General features: G+C 62.6%; 18 protein-coding genes and 1 tRNA gene. 9 read left to right on the forward strand and 10 right to left on the reverse strand.

The features are described 5' to 3' along the window. Window positions 1-120: 120 nt before the first annotated feature. From FJ954_RS05810 to FJ954_RS05825, 4 genes are read left to right on the forward strand one after another with little or no spacing between them, the layout of a single operon-like run. Window positions 121-1128, forward strand: coding sequence for an ABC transporter permease (locus tag FJ954_RS05810; RefSeq protein ID WP_140660720.1), 1008 nt, complete (start codon window positions 121-123; stop codon window positions 1126-1128). Beyond that, the gene (locus tag FJ954_RS05815) at window positions 1129-2265 is read left to right on the forward strand and encodes an ABC transporter permease (protein WP_015316260.1); all 1137 of its coding nucleotides are present in this window, start codon (window positions 1129-1131) and stop codon (window positions 2263-2265) included. A gap of 10 nt (window positions 2266-2275) precedes the next feature. Continuing rightward, window positions 2276-3943, forward strand: coding sequence for an ABC transporter ATP-binding protein (locus tag FJ954_RS05820; RefSeq protein ID WP_140614686.1), 1668 nt, complete (start codon window positions 2276-2278; stop codon window positions 3941-3943). Between the two features lie 19 nt (window positions 3944-3962). Continuing rightward, window positions 3963-5333 carry an alpha-glucosidase/alpha-galactosidase gene (locus tag FJ954_RS05825; protein ID WP_140614685.1) on the forward strand — a complete coding sequence of 457 codons (1371 nt, stop codon included), beginning with the start codon at window positions 3963-3965 and terminating at the stop codon, window positions 5331-5333. Between the two features lie 11 nt (window positions 5334-5344). On the opposite strand, the gene yacG is transcribed toward FJ954_RS05825, so the two are convergent. From yacG to FJ954_RS05870, 9 genes are all read right to left on the reverse strand, one after another. After that, entirely contained in the window at window positions 5345-5542 is a 198-nt protein-coding gene (gene yacG, locus FJ954_RS05830) for a DNA gyrase inhibitor YacG (protein WP_023772777.1), read from the reverse strand. After that, window positions 5539-6165, reverse strand: a complete 627-nt coding sequence (locus tag FJ954_RS05835; RefSeq protein WP_015316264.1) for a Maf-like protein — start codon at window positions 6163-6165, stop codon at window positions 5539-5541. The genes yacG and FJ954_RS05835 overlap by 4 nt, the downstream gene beginning before the upstream one ends. Before the next feature lie 24 nt (window positions 6166-6189). Continuing rightward, window positions 6190-6408, reverse strand: coding sequence for a translation initiation factor IF-1 (gene infA, locus FJ954_RS05840; protein ID WP_006329283.1), 219 nt, complete (start codon window positions 6406-6408; stop codon window positions 6190-6192). A gap of 87 nt (window positions 6409-6495) precedes the next feature. Further along, complete coding sequence (locus tag FJ954_RS05845) at window positions 6496-6957, reverse strand: low molecular weight phosphatase family protein (RefSeq protein ID WP_140614683.1); 462 nt, start codon at window positions 6955-6957, stop codon at window positions 6496-6498. Beyond that, entirely contained in the window at window positions 6945-7430 is a 486-nt protein-coding gene (locus FJ954_RS05850; protein ID WP_015316266.1) for a UPF0262 family protein, read from the reverse strand. Before FJ954_RS05850 ends, FJ954_RS05845 begins: the two co-directional genes overlap by 13 nt. A 6-nt stretch (window positions 7431-7436) precedes the next feature. Beyond that, window positions 7437-8729: a histidinol dehydrogenase gene (hisD, locus tag FJ954_RS05855; RefSeq protein WP_140660721.1), complete on the reverse strand. Its 1293-nt coding sequence runs from the start codon at window positions 8727-8729 to the stop codon at window positions 7437-7439. A gap of 7 nt (window positions 8730-8736) precedes the next feature. Next, window positions 8737-9171, reverse strand: a complete 435-nt coding sequence (locus FJ954_RS05860) for a DUF2948 family protein (protein ID WP_015316268.1) — start codon at window positions 9169-9171, stop codon at window positions 8737-8739. 168 nt (window positions 9172-9339) lie between these two features. After that, window positions 9340-10632 (reverse strand): UDP-N-acetylglucosamine 1-carboxyvinyltransferase, encoded by a 1293-nt coding sequence (gene murA / locus FJ954_RS05865; protein WP_015316269.1) that lies wholly within the window; start codon window positions 10630-10632, stop codon window positions 9340-9342. Window positions 10633-10762: 130 nt separating this feature from the next. Further along, window positions 10763-10939, reverse strand: coding sequence for a hypothetical protein (locus FJ954_RS05870; RefSeq protein ID WP_015316270.1), 177 nt, complete (start codon window positions 10937-10939; stop codon window positions 10763-10765). Between the two features lie 160 nt (window positions 10940-11099). Here FJ954_RS05870 and FJ954_RS05875 point away from each other — a divergent pair. Continuing rightward, a tRNA-Thr gene (locus FJ954_RS05875) sits at window positions 11100-11174 on the forward strand. Between the two features lie 176 nt (window positions 11175-11350). Next, the gene (locus tag FJ954_RS05880) at window positions 11351-12859 is read left to right on the forward strand and encodes a tyrosine-type recombinase/integrase (protein WP_140660722.1); all 1509 of its coding nucleotides are present in this window, start codon (window positions 11351-11353) and stop codon (window positions 12857-12859) included. 46 nt (window positions 12860-12905) lie between these two features. Here the strand turns inward: FJ954_RS05880 and FJ954_RS05885 are convergent, their stop codons facing one another. Further along, window positions 12906-13550, reverse strand: a complete 645-nt coding sequence (locus FJ954_RS05885; protein ID WP_140660723.1) for a type IV toxin-antitoxin system AbiEi family antitoxin domain-containing protein — start codon at window positions 13548-13550, stop codon at window positions 12906-12908. Window positions 13551-13721: 171 nt separating this feature from the next. On the opposite strand from FJ954_RS05885, the gene FJ954_RS05890 reads away from it, so the two are divergent. The 3 genes from FJ954_RS05890 (at window position 13722) to FJ954_RS05900 (ending at window position 14748) form a co-directional block, all read left to right on the forward strand. Then, window positions 13722-14132, forward strand: a complete 411-nt coding sequence (locus FJ954_RS05890; protein ID WP_140660724.1) for an XRE family transcriptional regulator — start codon at window positions 13722-13724, stop codon at window positions 14130-14132. Continuing rightward, on the forward strand, window positions 14129-14326 hold the full coding sequence (locus FJ954_RS05895) for a hypothetical protein (protein WP_140660725.1): 198 nt from the start codon (window positions 14129-14131) through the stop codon (window positions 14324-14326). Before FJ954_RS05890 ends, FJ954_RS05895 begins: the two co-directional genes overlap by 4 nt. A gap of 68 nt (window positions 14327-14394) precedes the next feature. After that, window positions 14395-14748, forward strand: a complete 354-nt coding sequence (locus tag FJ954_RS05900) for a DUF2293 domain-containing protein (protein ID WP_140660726.1) — start codon at window positions 14395-14397, stop codon at window positions 14746-14748. The last annotated feature ends 3 nt before the right edge of the window (window positions 14749-14751 follow it).

Below are 14751 nucleotides of genomic sequence, written 5' to 3' on the forward strand. Positions count from 1 at the left end.
GCAAGTTTACCTCCCCTGACTGAGAGCGACCCGGCCGCGTCGATGGCGCGGCCGGGACAAACCAACCCTCCGAGCGCCCCTCCAGGGAAGCGTCCGGCGAGATGAGGAAGCGGACCGTCCATGCTGCGATTCCTGCTCACGCGCATAGCGTCGGCAATCCCGGTTCTCGCTATTTTGAGCCTCGTCACTTTTGCCATCATCCAGGCGCCGCCTGGCGATTATGCCGACTACATCCGCTCGCAGCTGATCAACCAGGGCGGAGCCTCCTTCGCGGAGGCCGACGCGCAGGCCCAGGCCTATCGCGTCGAACACGGCCTCGATAAGCCGCTGCCCGTCCAGTATCTCAACTGGATCGGCGGCATCGTCACCCGCGGCGATTTCGGCTACAGCCTCTATTACAACAAGCCGGTGGCAGAGGTTGTCGGCGAGCGCCTGCCGCGCACGCTGCTGCTCGCGCTGGTCTGCCATCTGCTCGCCTCGGTGCTCGGCATCACTTTCGGCATATGGGCCGCGACCCGGCAATACACCTGGATCGATTCCACGCTGTCGGCCATCGCCTTTCTCGGCATGACGGTGCCGCGCTTCCTGATGGCGCTGATCATCGTCTATCTCCTGGTCTTCCAGTTTAACGTGTCGGAGATCGGCTCATTCTTCTCGCCGCAATATGGCGGCGCGCCATGGTCGTGGGCCAAATTCGTCGACCTGGTCAAGCATGTCTGGCCGGTGGTGGCGATCGCCACCTTCGGCGGCCTCGCCTACAATATGCGCGTCATGCGCAGCAATCTGCTCGACACGCTCAACGCGCAATATGTCGAGACGGCGAGAGCCAAGGGCCTGACCGGCAGTGCCGTCGTCATGCGCCACGCCGTGCCCAATGCCTTGCATCCGCTCGTCATGTACCAGGGCGTGGTGCTGCCATACATGCTGACGGGCGAGATCGAGACGGCGATCATCTTCGCGCTGCCGACCGTCGGCCCGGCGATCGTCGGTTCGATGGCGGTCGGCGACGTCTATGTCACAGCCACCTTCATGATGGTGCTGTCGGCGACGCTGATCGTCGGCAACATCATCGCCGACATGCTGCTCGTCCTGCTCGATCCGCGCGTGCGCCAGTTCGGGGAGGGCTAGATGCTGGCGCGAGAGCCTTCACCACCGCCACTGCCGGCCGAGCGAGCCACAGTAGCGCCCGCACGCGGCAATGAGAGCTACATGGCGCTTGTCTGGCGCCGGCTGAAGCGCTCCTGGACCGGGATGGCTGGGCTTTGGCTGGTCGTGCTGCTGCTGGTGATGGCCGTGTTCGCCGAATTCCTGGCCCCGATGGATCCGAAGGCGACCGATGTCGGCTTCGCCCCGCCGCAGCTGCCGTCCTTCCACGACAAGGATGGTAATTTCGTCGCGCGGCCTAGGGTCTATGCGCTGGCCGATTCGGCCGATCTCGATCCGGTCACCTTCCAGCCCATCGTCGGCCCCGACTACGACCACCCGAGGCTGCTTGGCTTCTTCGTCGAGGGCGCGCCCTACAAGCTCTTCGGGCTGATCCCGGCGAACCGGCACTTGTTCGCCTCGACGGACGGCCAGCCGGTGCATTTCCTCGGCACCGACAAATTCGGCCGGGACGTGCTGTCGCGCGCCATCCATGGTTCGCGCGTCTCGCTGATGATCGCGCTGACGGTGGTCTTCATCATCACGGTCATCGGTACCACTGTCGGCATGGTGTCGGGCTATTTCGGCGGCCGGTTCGACGTCTGGATGCAGCGCTTCGTCGAACTGGTGCTCGCCTTCCCACAACTGCCGCTCTATCTGGCGCTGACGACGCTGATCCCTGTCACCGCGCCGACCAATGTGTTCCTCGGCTTTGTCATCATCGTCATGTCGGCGTTGGGCTGGGCGCAGATGTCGCGCGAGGTGCGCGGCAAGACACTGGCGCTGGCGCGCATCGAATATGTGCGCGCCGCCATGGCGGTCGGCTCCACCGACCGGCGCATCATCCTGCAGCACATCTTCCCCAATGTGATGAGCCACGTGATCGTCGCCGTGACGCTGGCCATCCCGACGGTTGTGCTGCTCGAATCCTTCCTCGGTTTCCTCGGTTTTGCCGTCAAGCCGCCCCTGATCTCCTGGGGGCTGATGCTTCAGGACACCGCGACCTATTCCGTCATCGGTACCTATCCCTGGATCCTGTCGCCGGTCGGTTTCGTGCTGGTCACCGTCTTCGCCTTCAACGCGCTCGGCGACGGCCTGCGCGATGCCGTCGATCCGTATTGAGGGGACAGGAATGACCGTCGTACTCGCCGAGCCCTTCGCACCAGCCTTTCGCCTCGATCATGATGGGCGCCAGGGAGAGCCCGTCATCGACGCCCGCAACATCGAGGTCGCCTTCAAGGTCGAGCACGGTACCGTCGAGGCGGTCAAGGACATCTCGTTCCAGCTCTATCGCGGCGAGACGATCGCGATCGTCGGCGAATCCGGTTCCGGCAAATCGGTGACGGCGCGCACCGTCATGGGCCTGCTGTCGCGCCGCGCAACGGTGTCACCGAAATCGAGCGTCTGTTATGACGGACAGGACATTCTGAAATTCCCCGAGAGCGCCCGGCGCAAGCTGCGCGGCAACCGCATCTCGATGATCTTCCAGGAGCCGATGAGCTCGCTCAACCCGATTTACACGGTCGGCAGCCAGATCGTCGAAGCGATCCGGGTGCATCGCAAGGTGAGCCGCAAACAAGCCTGGGCGCGCGCTCTCGAACTGCTGCGGCATGTGCAGATTCCCGAGCCCGAGGCGCGGCTCAAGCAATATCCGCACCAGCTCTCGGGTGGGCAACGGCAGCGCGTGATGATCGCCATGGCGCTCGCCAACGATCCCGACGTGCTGATCGCCGATGAGCCGACGACCGCGCTCGACGTCACGGTCCAGGCGCAGATCCTCAACCTGATCCGCAATCTGCAGAAAGAGCTGCGGATGGCGGTGATCCTGATCACCCACGACCTCACCGTGGTGCGCAAGTTTTCCGACTACGTCTATGTGATGCAGCATGGCGAAATGTGCGAGCACAACGTCACTGAACGCTTGTTCGCCGATCCGCGGCATCCCTACACCAGGCGATTGCTTGCTTCCGAACCAAGAGGACGGCCGCAACCGTTGCCCGCGGGCTCTGGCACCATCCTCGAAGCGAATGGCGTGCGCGTCTGCTTCATGCTGCGCCACGGCACGTTCTTGAAGCCGGACTGGCGTGAACTGGTCGCGGTCGACGACCTCGACCTCAAGCTTTGCCGCCATGAGACGCTTGGGCTGGTCGGCGAATCCGGCTCCGGCAAGACCACGTTCGGCCAGGCGCTGCTCCGGCTGACCGAAGCGAAACGCGGTGAGATACGCTTCGATGGCCAGCCGATCCATGGCCTGTCGCGAACGCAGATGCGGCCGCTGCGGTCGCGCATGCAGATCGTCTTCCAGGACCCGTTCTCCTCGCTTAACCCACGCATGACGATCGGCCAGATCATCGAGGAAGGGCTGGTCGTCAACGGCATCGGCGCAACGCGCCGCGAGCGGGTCGAACGGGTGCGCGAGGCGTTGGTCAGCGCGGGCATGCCGGGCGATATCCTGTCGCGGTTTCCGCATGAATTTTCCGGCGGCCAGCGGCAGCGCATCGCCATCGCCCGGGCCATCGCGCTCGAACCCGAATTCATCCTGCTCGACGAGCCGACGTCGGCGCTGGATCTCTCCGTCCAGGCGCAGATCATCGACCTGCTGCGCAAGCTGCAGGACGAGCGTGGCTTGAGCTATCTCTTCATCTCGCACGACCTGAAGGTGGTGCGGGCGCTCTGCCACCGCGTCATCGTCATGCAGCACGGCAAGATCGTCGAGCAGGGACCTGTCGACCAGGTCCTCACCCATCCCAAGACCGCCTACACCGAACGGCTCGTCAGGGCCGCTTTCGACGTGGCCTGAACATATGCCGGAGGTTAACGTGGCAAGACATCCCAGGATCACTTTCATCGGCGCCGGCTCGACGGTGTTCATGAAGAACATCGTCGGCGACGTGCTGCAGCGCCCGGCGCTTTCGGGCGCCACGATCGCGCTGATGGACATCAATCCGCAGCGGCTGGAAGAAAGCGCCGTCGTCGTCAACAAACTGATCGCCACACTCGGCGTCAAGGCGATGGCCGAGACCTACACGGACCAGCGCAAGGCGCTGGCGGACGCCGATTTCGTCGTCGTCGCCTTCCAGATCGGCGGCTATGAGCCCTGCACCGTCACGGATTTCGAGGTGCCGAAGACATATGGCCTGCGCCAGACCATCGCCGATACGCTCGGCGTCGGCGGCATCATGCGCGGCCTCAGGACCGTGCCGCATCTGTGGAAGATCTGCGAGGACATGCTTGCCGTCTGCCCGCGGGCCATCATGTTGCAATATGTCAACCCGATGGCGATCAACACCTGGGCGATCTCGGAGAAATATCCCGAGATCAGGCAGGTCGGGCTGTGCCACTCGGTGCAAGGTACGGCGATGGAACTGGCACACGATCTCGACCTTCCCTATGACGAGATCCGCTACCGCTCGGCCGGCATCAACCACATGGCTTTCTACCTGCAGTTCGAGCATCGCCAGCCGGATGGATCCTATCGCGACCTCTATCCCGATCTCGTGCGTGCCTATCGCGAAGGCCGCGCGCCCAAACCCGGCTGGAATCCGCGCTGTCCGAACAAGGTGCGCTATGAGATGCTGACGCGGCTGGGCTATTTCGTCACCGAGAGCTCGGAGCATTTCGCCGAATACACGCCCTATTTCATCAAGGACGGCCGTCCCGATTTGATCGAGAAATACGGCATTCCGCTCGATGAATACCCCAAGCGCTGCGTCGAGCAGATCGAGCGTTGGAAGGACCAGGCGCAGGCCTACCGCTCGGCCCAGCGCATCGAGGTCGAAGAGTCGAAGGAATATGCCTCCTCGATCATGAATTCGGTCTGGACCGGCGAACCGTCGGTCATCTACGGCAATGTGCGCAACAATGGCTGCATCACCTCGCTGCCGCGTGATTGCGCCGCCGAAGTGCCGTGCCTGGTCGATGCGTCCGGCATCCAGCCGACCTATATAGGCGACCTGCCGCCGCAATTGACGGCGCTGATCCGCACCAACATCAACGTACAGGAACTGACGGTGCGGGCGCTGATGAGCGAAAACCGCGACCACATCTATCACGCGGCGATGATGGATCCGCACACCGCGGCCGAACTCGATCTCGACCAGATCTGGTCACTGGTCGATGATCTCCTGGCCGCACATGGCGACTGGCTGCCGGCCTGGGCGCGCGTCAAACGCAAGAACGAAGCCGCCTGACCGGCGCTCGTCTACTTCGGCTCGTCGGCGTCCGGTTCTTCCTCGTCGTCGCGGGCCGAGATGACATAGGCACCCTTCAGCCAGCGGTTGAGGTCGATGTCCTTGCAGCGCGTCGAGCAGAATGGATAGGTCTCGCGCGCCGATGGCTTGCCGCATTCCGGGCACGGCCGCTTGGGCCGCAGGGGCGTGACCTTGTCGTCGAGGCTCATGGTCGCGCGGACAACCAGTTTTGATGCGTCTTGAAACCTTCGCCCGACAGCAGCGCCACCGTCTCGTAGAGCGGCAGGCCGACAATGTTGGTGTAGGAGCCGACGAGCTTGACGACGAAGGCGCCGGCCAATCCTTGCACGGCATAGCCGCCGGCCTTTCCGCGCCATTCGCCGGACGCGACATAGGCGTCGATCTCCTCGCGCGGCAGCCGCTTGAAACGCACCCGCGTCTCGACCAGTCGCTGGCGCAGTTTGCCGCCCGGCGTGATCAGGCAGATGCCGGAATAGACCCGGTGCGAACGTCCGGACAACAGCCCGAGGCAGTTGGCCGCGTCATCCAGCGTCTCGGCCTTGGGCAGGATGCGCCGCCCGACGGCGACCACCGTGTCGGCCGCCAGCACGAAGCTCGGCGCATGGTCCGTCTCGGACTTCAGCGACGCGAACGCCTTCTCGGCCTTTTCCTTGGACAGCCGTTTGGCCAGCGAGCGCGGATGCTCGGCACGCAGCGGCGTTTCGTCGATATCGGCTGGCAGGATGCGGTCCGGCTCGATGCCGGCCTGCTGCAGGAGTTCGATGCGGCGCGGCGAACCCGAGGCAAGCACCAGCTTTTGCAAAATGCTCATCGCTTTACCGGCCGGGTCTTGATCTTACTTGAAGCGGTAGGTGATGCGGCCCTTGGTCAGGTCGTATGGCGTCATCTCGACCAGAACCTTGTCGCCGGTCAGCACGCGGATGCGGTTCTTGCGCATGCGGCCGGCGGTATGGGCGATGATCTCGTGTTCGTTTTCGAGCTTCACCCTGAACATCGCGTTGGGCAACAATTCCGTGACGATACCCGGAAACTCGAGGACTTCTTCCTTCGGCATTCGATACCTTTGCTTGGATGGCAGTTCCAGCGCCCCGGCTGGAATTTCGGCGGAACCTATATGATAATCTGTCGCTTGTGAACACGCTTAATCGCCAGGCCTCGGAACGGTGAACCGGCTGTAGATCCGGGCTTTCAGCCGCTCGCGCACGTCGCGATAGCTGGCCATGATGTGTTCGCGCGTGCCGCCGGCATCGGTCGGATCCGGCGTCGGCCAGTATTCCACCTCGACGGCAAGCGAGCGCGTGAGTTCGAGCGCGGCATGGTGGGCCTCCGGCGCCAGTGTCACGATCAGGTCGAAATAGTCGTCCTCGAGATCGTTCAGCGTCCTTGGATGACGCTCACCCAACGACAGCCCGTCCTCGGCAAGCACGGCATCGACGAACGGGTCGCGCTCGCCGGCGCGCACGCCGGCCGAGGCGACGAAGACGGTGGCGGGCAGCATGCGGCGCGCCAGCTGCTCGGCCATCGGCGAGCGGACGGCATTCATGCCGCACAGGAACAGAACCGAGCGGGGCAGGGCGCCGGGGGCCAGGATCAGCCCCGCCAGTGCAGCACGCAGACCAGCGTGAACAGCCGTCGCGCCGTGTCGAAGTCGATGTCGATCTTGCCGGAGAGCCGATCCATCAGCGTCTGCGAGCCCTCATTGTGCAGGCCACGGCGGCCCATGTCGATCGCCTCGATATGGCTCGGCGTCGAGGAGCGGATGGCGTCGTAATAGCTCTCGCAGATCATGTAGTAATCCTTGACGATGCGCCTGAGCGGCGTCAGCGACAGGATGTGGGTGACGACGGCGGTGCCGTCCTCGCGCGCCACGGCAAAGACCAGGCGGGACTCGGCCAGCGACAGCTTCAGCCGGTAGGGACCCGCACCGCTGTCGTTGACAGGCTGAAAACTATTCTCCTCGATCAGGTCGAAGATCGCCACCGCCCGCTCATGCTCGACATCGGGCGTCGAACGGCCGATCGACTCATCGAGTTCGACATCGATCAGTTTTGCGCGGGTTTGACCGGAGCCCGTCATACCCGCCTACATGTTCAGCCGTATGGCGACAGAGCGGCCATGCGCGTCAAGCCCTTCCGCCTGCGCGAGTGCGATCGCCGCGGGTGCCAGCACGCGCAACTGCTCCGGTCCGAGTTTGAGGACCGAGGTGCGCTTGACAAAGTCGAGCACGGACAGGCCCGACGAGAAGCGCGCCGAGCGCGCCGTCGGCAGCACGTGATTGGAGCCGCCGACATAGTCGCCAATGACCTCGGGCGTGTGGCGACCGAGAAAAACCGCGCCCGCGTTGCGCATCTTCGCCAGGAAGCCTTCGGCATCCTCGATGGCCAGCTCGACATGTTCGGCGGCGATGCGGTCGACCAGCGGCAGCGCGGCCTCGACCGTCGGAACCACGATGACGGCGCCGAAATCGCGCCAGCTCTGGGCCGCCGTTTCCGCGCGCGGCAGGCTCCGCAGCTGGCGTTCGACCGCCCGTTCGACCGCCTTGCCGAATGCCGGGTCGTCGGTGATCAGGATCGACTGCGCCGACACGTCATGTTCGGCCTGGGCGAGCAGATCGGCGGCGATCCAGTCCGGATCGTTGTCGCCGTCCGCCACGACGAGCACTTCGGAAGGGCCGGCGATCATGTCGATGCCGACCGTGCCGAACACCTGCCGCTTGGCTGCGGCGACATAGGCATTGCCTGGACCGACGATCTTGGCGACGGGCTTTATCGTCTGCGTACCATAGGCGAGTGCCGCGATCGCCTGCGCGCCGCCGACGCGGTAGATTTCGGAGACGCCCGATATATCCGCCGCCACCAGCACCAGCGGGTTGACGACGCCGTGCGGTGCCGGCACGACCATGACGATGCGCTCGACGCCGGCTACCTTGGCTGGCACGGCGTTCATCAGCACCGAGCTCGGATAGCTTGCCGTGCCGCCCGGCACATAGAGCCCGACCGCCTCGACCGCCGTCCAGCGCGAGCCGAGCTCGACGCCGGCGGGATCCGTGTAGCGTTCGTCCTGAGGCTTTTGCCGCTGGTGATGGGACCGGATGCGGTCGCGTGCGAATTTCAGCGCCTCGACCGTGGCCGGATCGGCCTCGGCATAGGCGCCGGCGATGTCTTCCGCCGAGACGGCAATGCCGAGCTTGGCGAGATCGCCTCCGCCGAATTTCCGCGTGTAGTCGATCAGTGCCGCATCGCCCTCGGCACGCACGCGCGCGATGATGTCTCGCACCACGGCGTCGACGTCGGCCGACACCTCGCGCTTGGTCGTGAGAAACGCGGCGAAACGCTGCTCGAAATCGGTGTCGGACTGGGCAAGCGTGATGGCCATCGTATGCTCAAGCCCTGTGGATGGGGCGCGACGTGGCTTCCCACGCGCCGCCAATATCGGCAAGGCGGGCCTCGATGCATTCGACATCGAGCATGATCGTGCCGCCGCCCGAAAAGATCAGTTCGACGATGCCCGCGGGCTTGCTGATCTCGATAAAGCTGATCGCCAGCAAGGAGAGAATTTCGGCGGGCTTGTCGCGGGCGATACCGTTGGTCTTGGCGCCCAGCACCCGGTCGAAATGCAGCACGGCCTGCCGTCGTTCATTGTGCTGGCGAAACAGGCCGGATTTGGCCTCCCACACGAAACGGTTCATGGTCAGGACGAAGCGTTTGGCCTTGGGCAGGAATTCGAGGTCCGAGACCTTCATCACGGCGTCCTGGAGATGGGCCGAGACGATGCTCAGATCCTGGTCGTCGAGCGCGATAAGCTTGAGGGCGGTCATCCGGATTTTCGACCTACAGGTTGGTTTCAGCCTCTGTTAGGCGGTCTTTCCGGCCGGTGCAACCACCCCACGACGTCCGCCCGAGGCATTGCCTCGGGTTTGCGCTGCGGGCAGACGGGCGGCAGCACTATGAGCCGCCCTTTGCCAGAAGCTGCTGCTGTCCGACCGTCAGGCGGAAATACGTTCGATCACCGCGCCGCAGTTGGACAGCTTTTCCTCCAGCCGCTCGAAACCGCGGTCGAGATGATAGACACGGTTGACCGTGGTTTCGCCTTCGGCCGCCAGCCCGGCGATGACCAGCGAGACGGAAGCGCGAAGGTCGGTCGCCATGACTGGCGCGCCCTTCAGCTTCGCCACGCCGTCGACGATCGCCGTCTGCCCCGAGAGCGTGATGTGGGCGCCGAGCCGAGCCAGTTCCTGGACGTGCATGAAGCGGTTTTCGAAGATCGTCTCGGTGATGCGCGATTTGCCCTTGGCCATGGTCATCAGGCCCATGAACTGCGCCTGCAGATCGGTCGGGAAGGCCGGGAAGGGGGCCGTCGTCACGTCGACGGGTGAAATGCCGGCGCCATTGCGCTTCACGCGGATGCCGGAATTGGTCTGGGTGATCTCCGCACCCGTCTGGGAAATCACGTCGAGCGCCGTCTGCAGCAGCTCCGGCCGTGCGCCTTCCAGCACGACGTCGCCGCCGGTCATCGCCACCGCCATGGCATAGGTGCCGGTCTCGATGCGGTCGGGGATGACACGCACGCGCGCGCCCGAGAGGGCTTCGACGCCGTCGATGGTGATGGTCGGGGTGCCGGCGCCGGAAATCCTGGCGCCCATCGCGTTCAGGCATTCGGCGAGATTGACGATCTCCGGCTCGCAGGCGGCGTTTTCAAGCACCGTCTCGCCCTTGGCCAGCGACGCCGCCATCATCAGCACATGGGTGGCGCCGACCGAGACTTTCGGGAAGACATAGCGGTTGCCGACAAGGCGGCCGTTCCGGGTCTTGGCGATGACGTAGCCGGTATCGACATCGATGTCGGCGCCCAGCGCCTGCAGGCCTTCGAGGAACAGATCAACCGGGCGCGTGCCGATGGCGCAGCCGCCGGGCAGCGACACCTTGGCCTCGCCCATGCGGGCCAGCAGCGGGCCGATCACCCAGAACGAGGCGCGCATTTTCGACACCAGTTCGTAAGGCGCCGTCGTGTCGACGATGTTGCGGGCGGAGAAGTTGATGGTGCGCGAATAGCCCTCATTCTGCTTCTCACGGCGGCCATTGACCGAATAGTCGACGCCATGATTGCCGAGGATGCGGATCAACTGCTCGACATCGGCCAGATGCGGCACGTTTTCTAGTGTCAGCGTGTCGTCGGTCAGAAGCGAGGCGATCATCAGCGGCAGGGCGGCGTTTTTCGCGCCCGAGATCGGAATGCTTCCGGCAAGCTTGTTGCCGCCGACAATTCTGATGCGATCCATTGGAGACTGTCCCTCTCGGCCAGAAAAGGGCCGGTTCAATCGTTTGAGTATCGGCCCGTCTAGACCATTGACCAATTTGGTTCAAGAAATAGGATTTCGCCCACCCCGGCCTGAGAGTGGCCGATTTGAGTTAATCTTTCTTCATTTCCTTGGCCGCGCCGAGCCCGTCGGGCCGCTGGTCGGCCTCGCCTGTCCGGCGCGAGCGCGACTGCGCCTTGCGCTTCTGCAGGTTGGCCCGCAACTGCTCGGCGAGCCGGTTCTTGCGGGTTGTTCCGCTGTTCTTCGGTGGATTTGTCTTGTCGTTCATTGTCCCGCCACGGCTGGCGCCCGGCCAACCCGCTTTCAGGGATAGCCAACATTGTGGCGCCGCCATGTCAATAAAAGCTATCCGGCAAAGCCATTCACAGAAGCGTTGTTCTTGGCCTTGCGCTTGCCGGTTCGATATGGCAGAAGCCCCGCCATCAGCGGCTGCGGTAGCTCAGTGGTAGAGCACTCCCTTGGTAAGGGAGAGGTCGAGAGTTCAATCCTCTCTCGCAGCACCAGCCTATCCCATTGAAATCACTGAAGCGCTTGACATGAAAGGCTCTCTGTCCATTCTGATGTTACAAATCATGTAACAAAATGGATAGTGGCGGTGGCGGGGAAAGTTCGAAATCTTCTAGATCGAGACGGGCGCTATTTCGCCAGGCTAGTGATCCCGAAGGACCTTCGGCCCTTTATGGACGGCAAGGTGGAGCGGCGAAAGGCGCTTGGGCCCGATTATAAGACAGCTCTAAAGAAACTTCCTGGCGCGCTTGCGGATATTCATCACGAGATTGCGCTAGCAGAACGCCGGGCGACCGCTGCAGGCGAAAGATCGGTCACTATTGACCGCTATCCACTCACAGCTGACCAGATCGCTTTGCGCAACTACCAAACCCGTCTCGCACAAGACGAAGCACTTCGGAATTCGGGCTCGCAATGGGCGTCGGTCTCCATCGACGATCTACTCGTCACTAGATTGCGGCAAGGCATTGCGGGCCAGCTATCTGATCATGATTTGGCTGAGTTGGTCGAGCACCGCATCGAGCGCTTCCGGCAAATAGGCAACACGACGGCCGCATTCGGATCCGACGAATGGCGATCTCTGGCCCGTTATATCTGCGTTTCGGAATACGAAGCCCTGGCGCGTGTTGCCGAGCGCGATGAAGGCGACTTCAATGGCGCACCCTCTCACCCGATGCTGGCGAGCGCACAGCCCGAACCTGATCCGCTGCCGCCCGTCTCCCTCAAGAGTCTCTTTGCTGACTACATTGTGGCAAAGAAGCTGGTCGGCAAGGCAAGGGGAACCGAGAAGCGCTGGCGACCGGTTTTCACTGATTTGGCGAAGTTCGTTCGCCACGATGATGCTCGCCGATTGACGAAGAAGAATTTGACGGACTGGCGAGACGAGCTGCTGAAGAGCCTGTCGCCTAAAACGGTTGCCGACGTTTACCTGGCAGCTGTGCGCTCGGTTCTAACTTGGGCAGTTGAGAACGATCGATTGGACTCGAACGCCGCGGAGAAAGTTCGGCAGGAAGTTCCGAAGGGTGCTCGCAATCGTGAAAAAGGCTTTACCAACGTGGAGGCCGTAGCGATCCTAGTCGCTGCCCGGGATCACGTTCCCGCTGTCACCGACAACGCGGCCACGATGGAGCTCCCACAAACGACAGCCGCCAAACGTTGGGCCCCCGCCTTGTGTGCATTCAGCGGGGCGCGAGTCGCCGAAATCACGCAGCTTCGAAAAGAGGACTTCCGCGAGGAAGGCGGAGCGCACGTGATGCGTATTAGGCCCGAAGCTGGCACTGTGAAGGCGGGCGGGTATCGGGACGTGCCGCTGCACTCACAACTGATCGAGATGGGCTTCCTCGACTTCCTCCAGGCGGCGTCGGCAGGGCCGCTATTCTATCGCAGTGGCAAGGATCGGGATCCGATCAAGGCCGCGCGAGCGACGGCGGGCAGGATCAGCGAATGGCTCCAGGCGGCAGGATTAATCCCGGAAGGTGTCCAACCAAACCATGCTTGGCGCCACCGCTTCAAAACGGTGGGTGAGGAAGAGGGGATTTCCAAGCGAGCCCTTGATGCAATTCAGGGGCACGCTTCGACAACCGCTGGCGATAACTACGGTGACGTTACCTTGAAGGCCAGGAAAGCCGCCATCGATCGATTTCCCTCCTACGACCTAAGCGCAAATCGACAAGCGCAATGAGAGGCATGATAGAAAGGTGCACCGAGGCGCCGTATTGGCGATGGTCTTAGCCATTGGCTGTAAAGGCTTCGAGATAGGGTTGCACGACTTTCCAGGCGCCGGCGTCCTCGGCGTAGGAGGCGATCTCGAAAGGACGCGCCTTGCCGCTACGTAGCGCCTCTCTCAGGCCCTCAATCCCAAGATTGAGGCCGGTGCTTTGCTGGAAGCGTCTTCCTTCAGATCGGCGGTAGCGGAAGAGATCGACAACCGTTTTGGCGGGGCTGTAGATGCGAACCGTGACGCCCTCGATGGCATGCTCCTCGATTCCAGTATCCAGTGTCTTGGGTCCGAAGCGGACGAACTGGATTGGCGGGCTCTCGATCTTCGGACGTCGGTCCGTCGATCCGATGGCCATCCAGATGCGTGATGGGATGGTGTCGGTCAACTCGTGGAAGGCAAGGGCGGAAACCAGGCAAATGATGCCTCGGGGGGCGCGCTTGGCCGCTTCCGCCAGCGAGTGGTTGGCATCGAGCTCGGCATCGGGAAGTTGATATAGGCCGCGGCCGAGCTGAAGGACCTCACCTCGCTTCTCCATCCGGGCTATCGTGGCGGAGGTGATCCCGGCCGCGATGAATTCGGATAAACGTGCGATACCCCGCTCGCGAAGGAGTGAGATTGCGCGTTCCTGGTGTGTCTGGTCGCCTGCCGACATGCACATCAATTGATGCAAAACGTTGTATATGTCAACAGAGTATCTAGCGTTTTGTATCGGCCCGGATCGTGCCCAAAAATCCCCTGCGCTGATCCCACAAAGTCCCCAACAGGCCGTCGCTATAATGAAATTAGCAGCGCATCGAAGCTGTGATTTCAGAGGAAGACGACGATGAACAACCGTCCGAGGAAGCCCTACGCGGGCACCAGGCTCGCGAAATATCTTGAGAAGCGTATCCTGGAACTGAGACCAAAGAAGACCCAGATCGCGATCGCCGGCGAGGCGGGGTTCGTCAATCCGAACATGCTCGCGATGATCAAGGTCGGCACGGCCAAGCTGCCGCTCGACAGGGTGTCGGCCCTGGCCACCGCCCTCGAGTGCGATCCGGTGATGCTTTTCCAACTGGCGATCGAGCAGCTCGGCGGCGACACCACCGATCTTGCCGTCAGGCAGATATTCGGGACGCTGGTCACCGAGAACGAAGTGGCCTGGCTCGAGGAAATTCGCCGGGCGTCCGACCACACCAATCCGAGCCTCACCTCGAAGGCACGATCTGCCATTCGCGGAATCTTCGGCAAATGAGCGGCGAGCAGGACTTCTCTGTCGAAGGGCGGCCCCAGGCGGCCGATTTCCGTGATAAGGCGATCACCCCTAATGAACGCTTCTGGCTCGAGGTGATCAGGCTCGCGTCTTGCGATTCGGATCCGGCTCCCACACTCGAAAAGGTGCAGAAGCTGAGACGGATTTTCAGTCCTAGCTCAAACCTCGGCCCGTAAACGTTCCTTTTCGATCAGCTCGCCGCCGGTGCTTCCGCTGATCTGGTCAACGAATTTGTGGTTCATTGATGTCTGACGACGACCAGCCTAAACCGAACTTCTTCAACACTTTTTCCTTCGACGAGGTGATAGGGCACATTCGCATCCACCATCCAGGCTGTCCAAAGAAGACTTGCCTGACGATAGCAGCACGGGTGAGTGCCAAGGATTGGAAAGGCCTGAAGCTAGGCGCCGCCGTCGGTATCGAATTGCAGAAATATATCCGGCATTCCTTGACCGACTACGACGAGCTGCTTCGATCCAGAATTATGACGCGTGACGAGGCGCGGGCTTTCATCGCGCCGCACGTCGAGGAAGTCCTTCGCTCGTGGCGCAAATCTGGCGTCAAACTTCGTCTGGTGCGCAGGATTGATGATAGCTGACCT

It is taken from the genome of Mesorhizobium sp. B2-3-15, from assembly GCF_006442875.1.
Taxonomy (GTDB): domain Bacteria; phylum Pseudomonadota; class Alphaproteobacteria; order Rhizobiales; family Rhizobiaceae; genus Mesorhizobium; species Mesorhizobium australicum.

What these genes read in the sequence shown, in the direction of transcription:
- FJ954_RS05900 (WP_140660726.1), top strand. Translation starts at nt 14,395, where the DNA reads ATGTCTGACGACGACCAGCCTAAACCGAACTTCTTCAACACTTTTTCC.
- FJ954_RS05835 (WP_015316264.1), bottom strand. Translation starts at nt 6,165, where the DNA reads ATGAGCATTTTGCAAAAGCTGGTGCTTGCCTCGGGTTCGCCGCGCCGC.
- FJ954_RS05890 (WP_140660724.1), top strand. Translation starts at nt 13,722, where the DNA reads ATGAACAACCGTCCGAGGAAGCCCTACGCGGGCACCAGGCTCGCGAAA.
- infA (WP_006329283.1), bottom strand. Translation starts at nt 6,408, where the DNA reads ATGCCGAAGGAAGAAGTCCTCGAGTTTCCGGGTATCGTCACGGAATTG.
- FJ954_RS05810 (WP_140660720.1), top strand. Translation starts at nt 121, where the DNA reads ATGCTGCGATTCCTGCTCACGCGCATAGCGTCGGCAATCCCGGTTCTC.
- FJ954_RS05815 (WP_015316260.1), top strand. Translation starts at nt 1,129, where the DNA reads ATGCTGGCGCGAGAGCCTTCACCACCGCCACTGCCGGCCGAGCGAGCC.
- FJ954_RS05850 (WP_015316266.1), bottom strand. Translation starts at nt 7,430, where the DNA reads ATGACGGGCTCCGGTCAAACCCGCGCAAAACTGATCGATGTCGAACTC.
- yacG (WP_023772777.1), bottom strand. Translation starts at nt 5,542, where the DNA reads ATGAGCCTCGACGACAAGGTCACGCCCCTGCGGCCCAAGCGGCCGTGC.
- FJ954_RS05820 (WP_140614686.1), top strand. Translation starts at nt 2,276, where the DNA reads ATGACCGTCGTACTCGCCGAGCCCTTCGCACCAGCCTTTCGCCTCGAT.
- FJ954_RS05870 (WP_015316270.1), bottom strand. Translation starts at nt 10,939, where the DNA reads ATGAACGACAAGACAAATCCACCGAAGAACAGCGGAACAACCCGCAAG.
- FJ954_RS05895 (WP_140660725.1), top strand. Translation starts at nt 14,129, where the DNA reads ATGAGCGGCGAGCAGGACTTCTCTGTCGAAGGGCGGCCCCAGGCGGCC.
- FJ954_RS05880 (WP_140660722.1), top strand. Translation starts at nt 11,351, where the DNA reads ATGGACGGCAAGGTGGAGCGGCGAAAGGCGCTTGGGCCCGATTATAAG.
- FJ954_RS05885 (WP_140660723.1), bottom strand. Translation starts at nt 13,550, where the DNA reads ATGTCGGCAGGCGACCAGACACACCAGGAACGCGCAATCTCACTCCTT.
- FJ954_RS05860 (WP_015316268.1), bottom strand. Translation starts at nt 9,171, where the DNA reads ATGACCGCCCTCAAGCTTATCGCGCTCGACGACCAGGATCTGAGCATC.
- murA (WP_015316269.1), bottom strand. Translation starts at nt 10,632, where the DNA reads ATGGATCGCATCAGAATTGTCGGCGGCAACAAGCTTGCCGGAAGCATT.
- hisD (WP_140660721.1), bottom strand. Translation starts at nt 8,729, where the DNA reads ATGGCCATCACGCTTGCCCAGTCCGACACCGATTTCGAGCAGCGTTTC.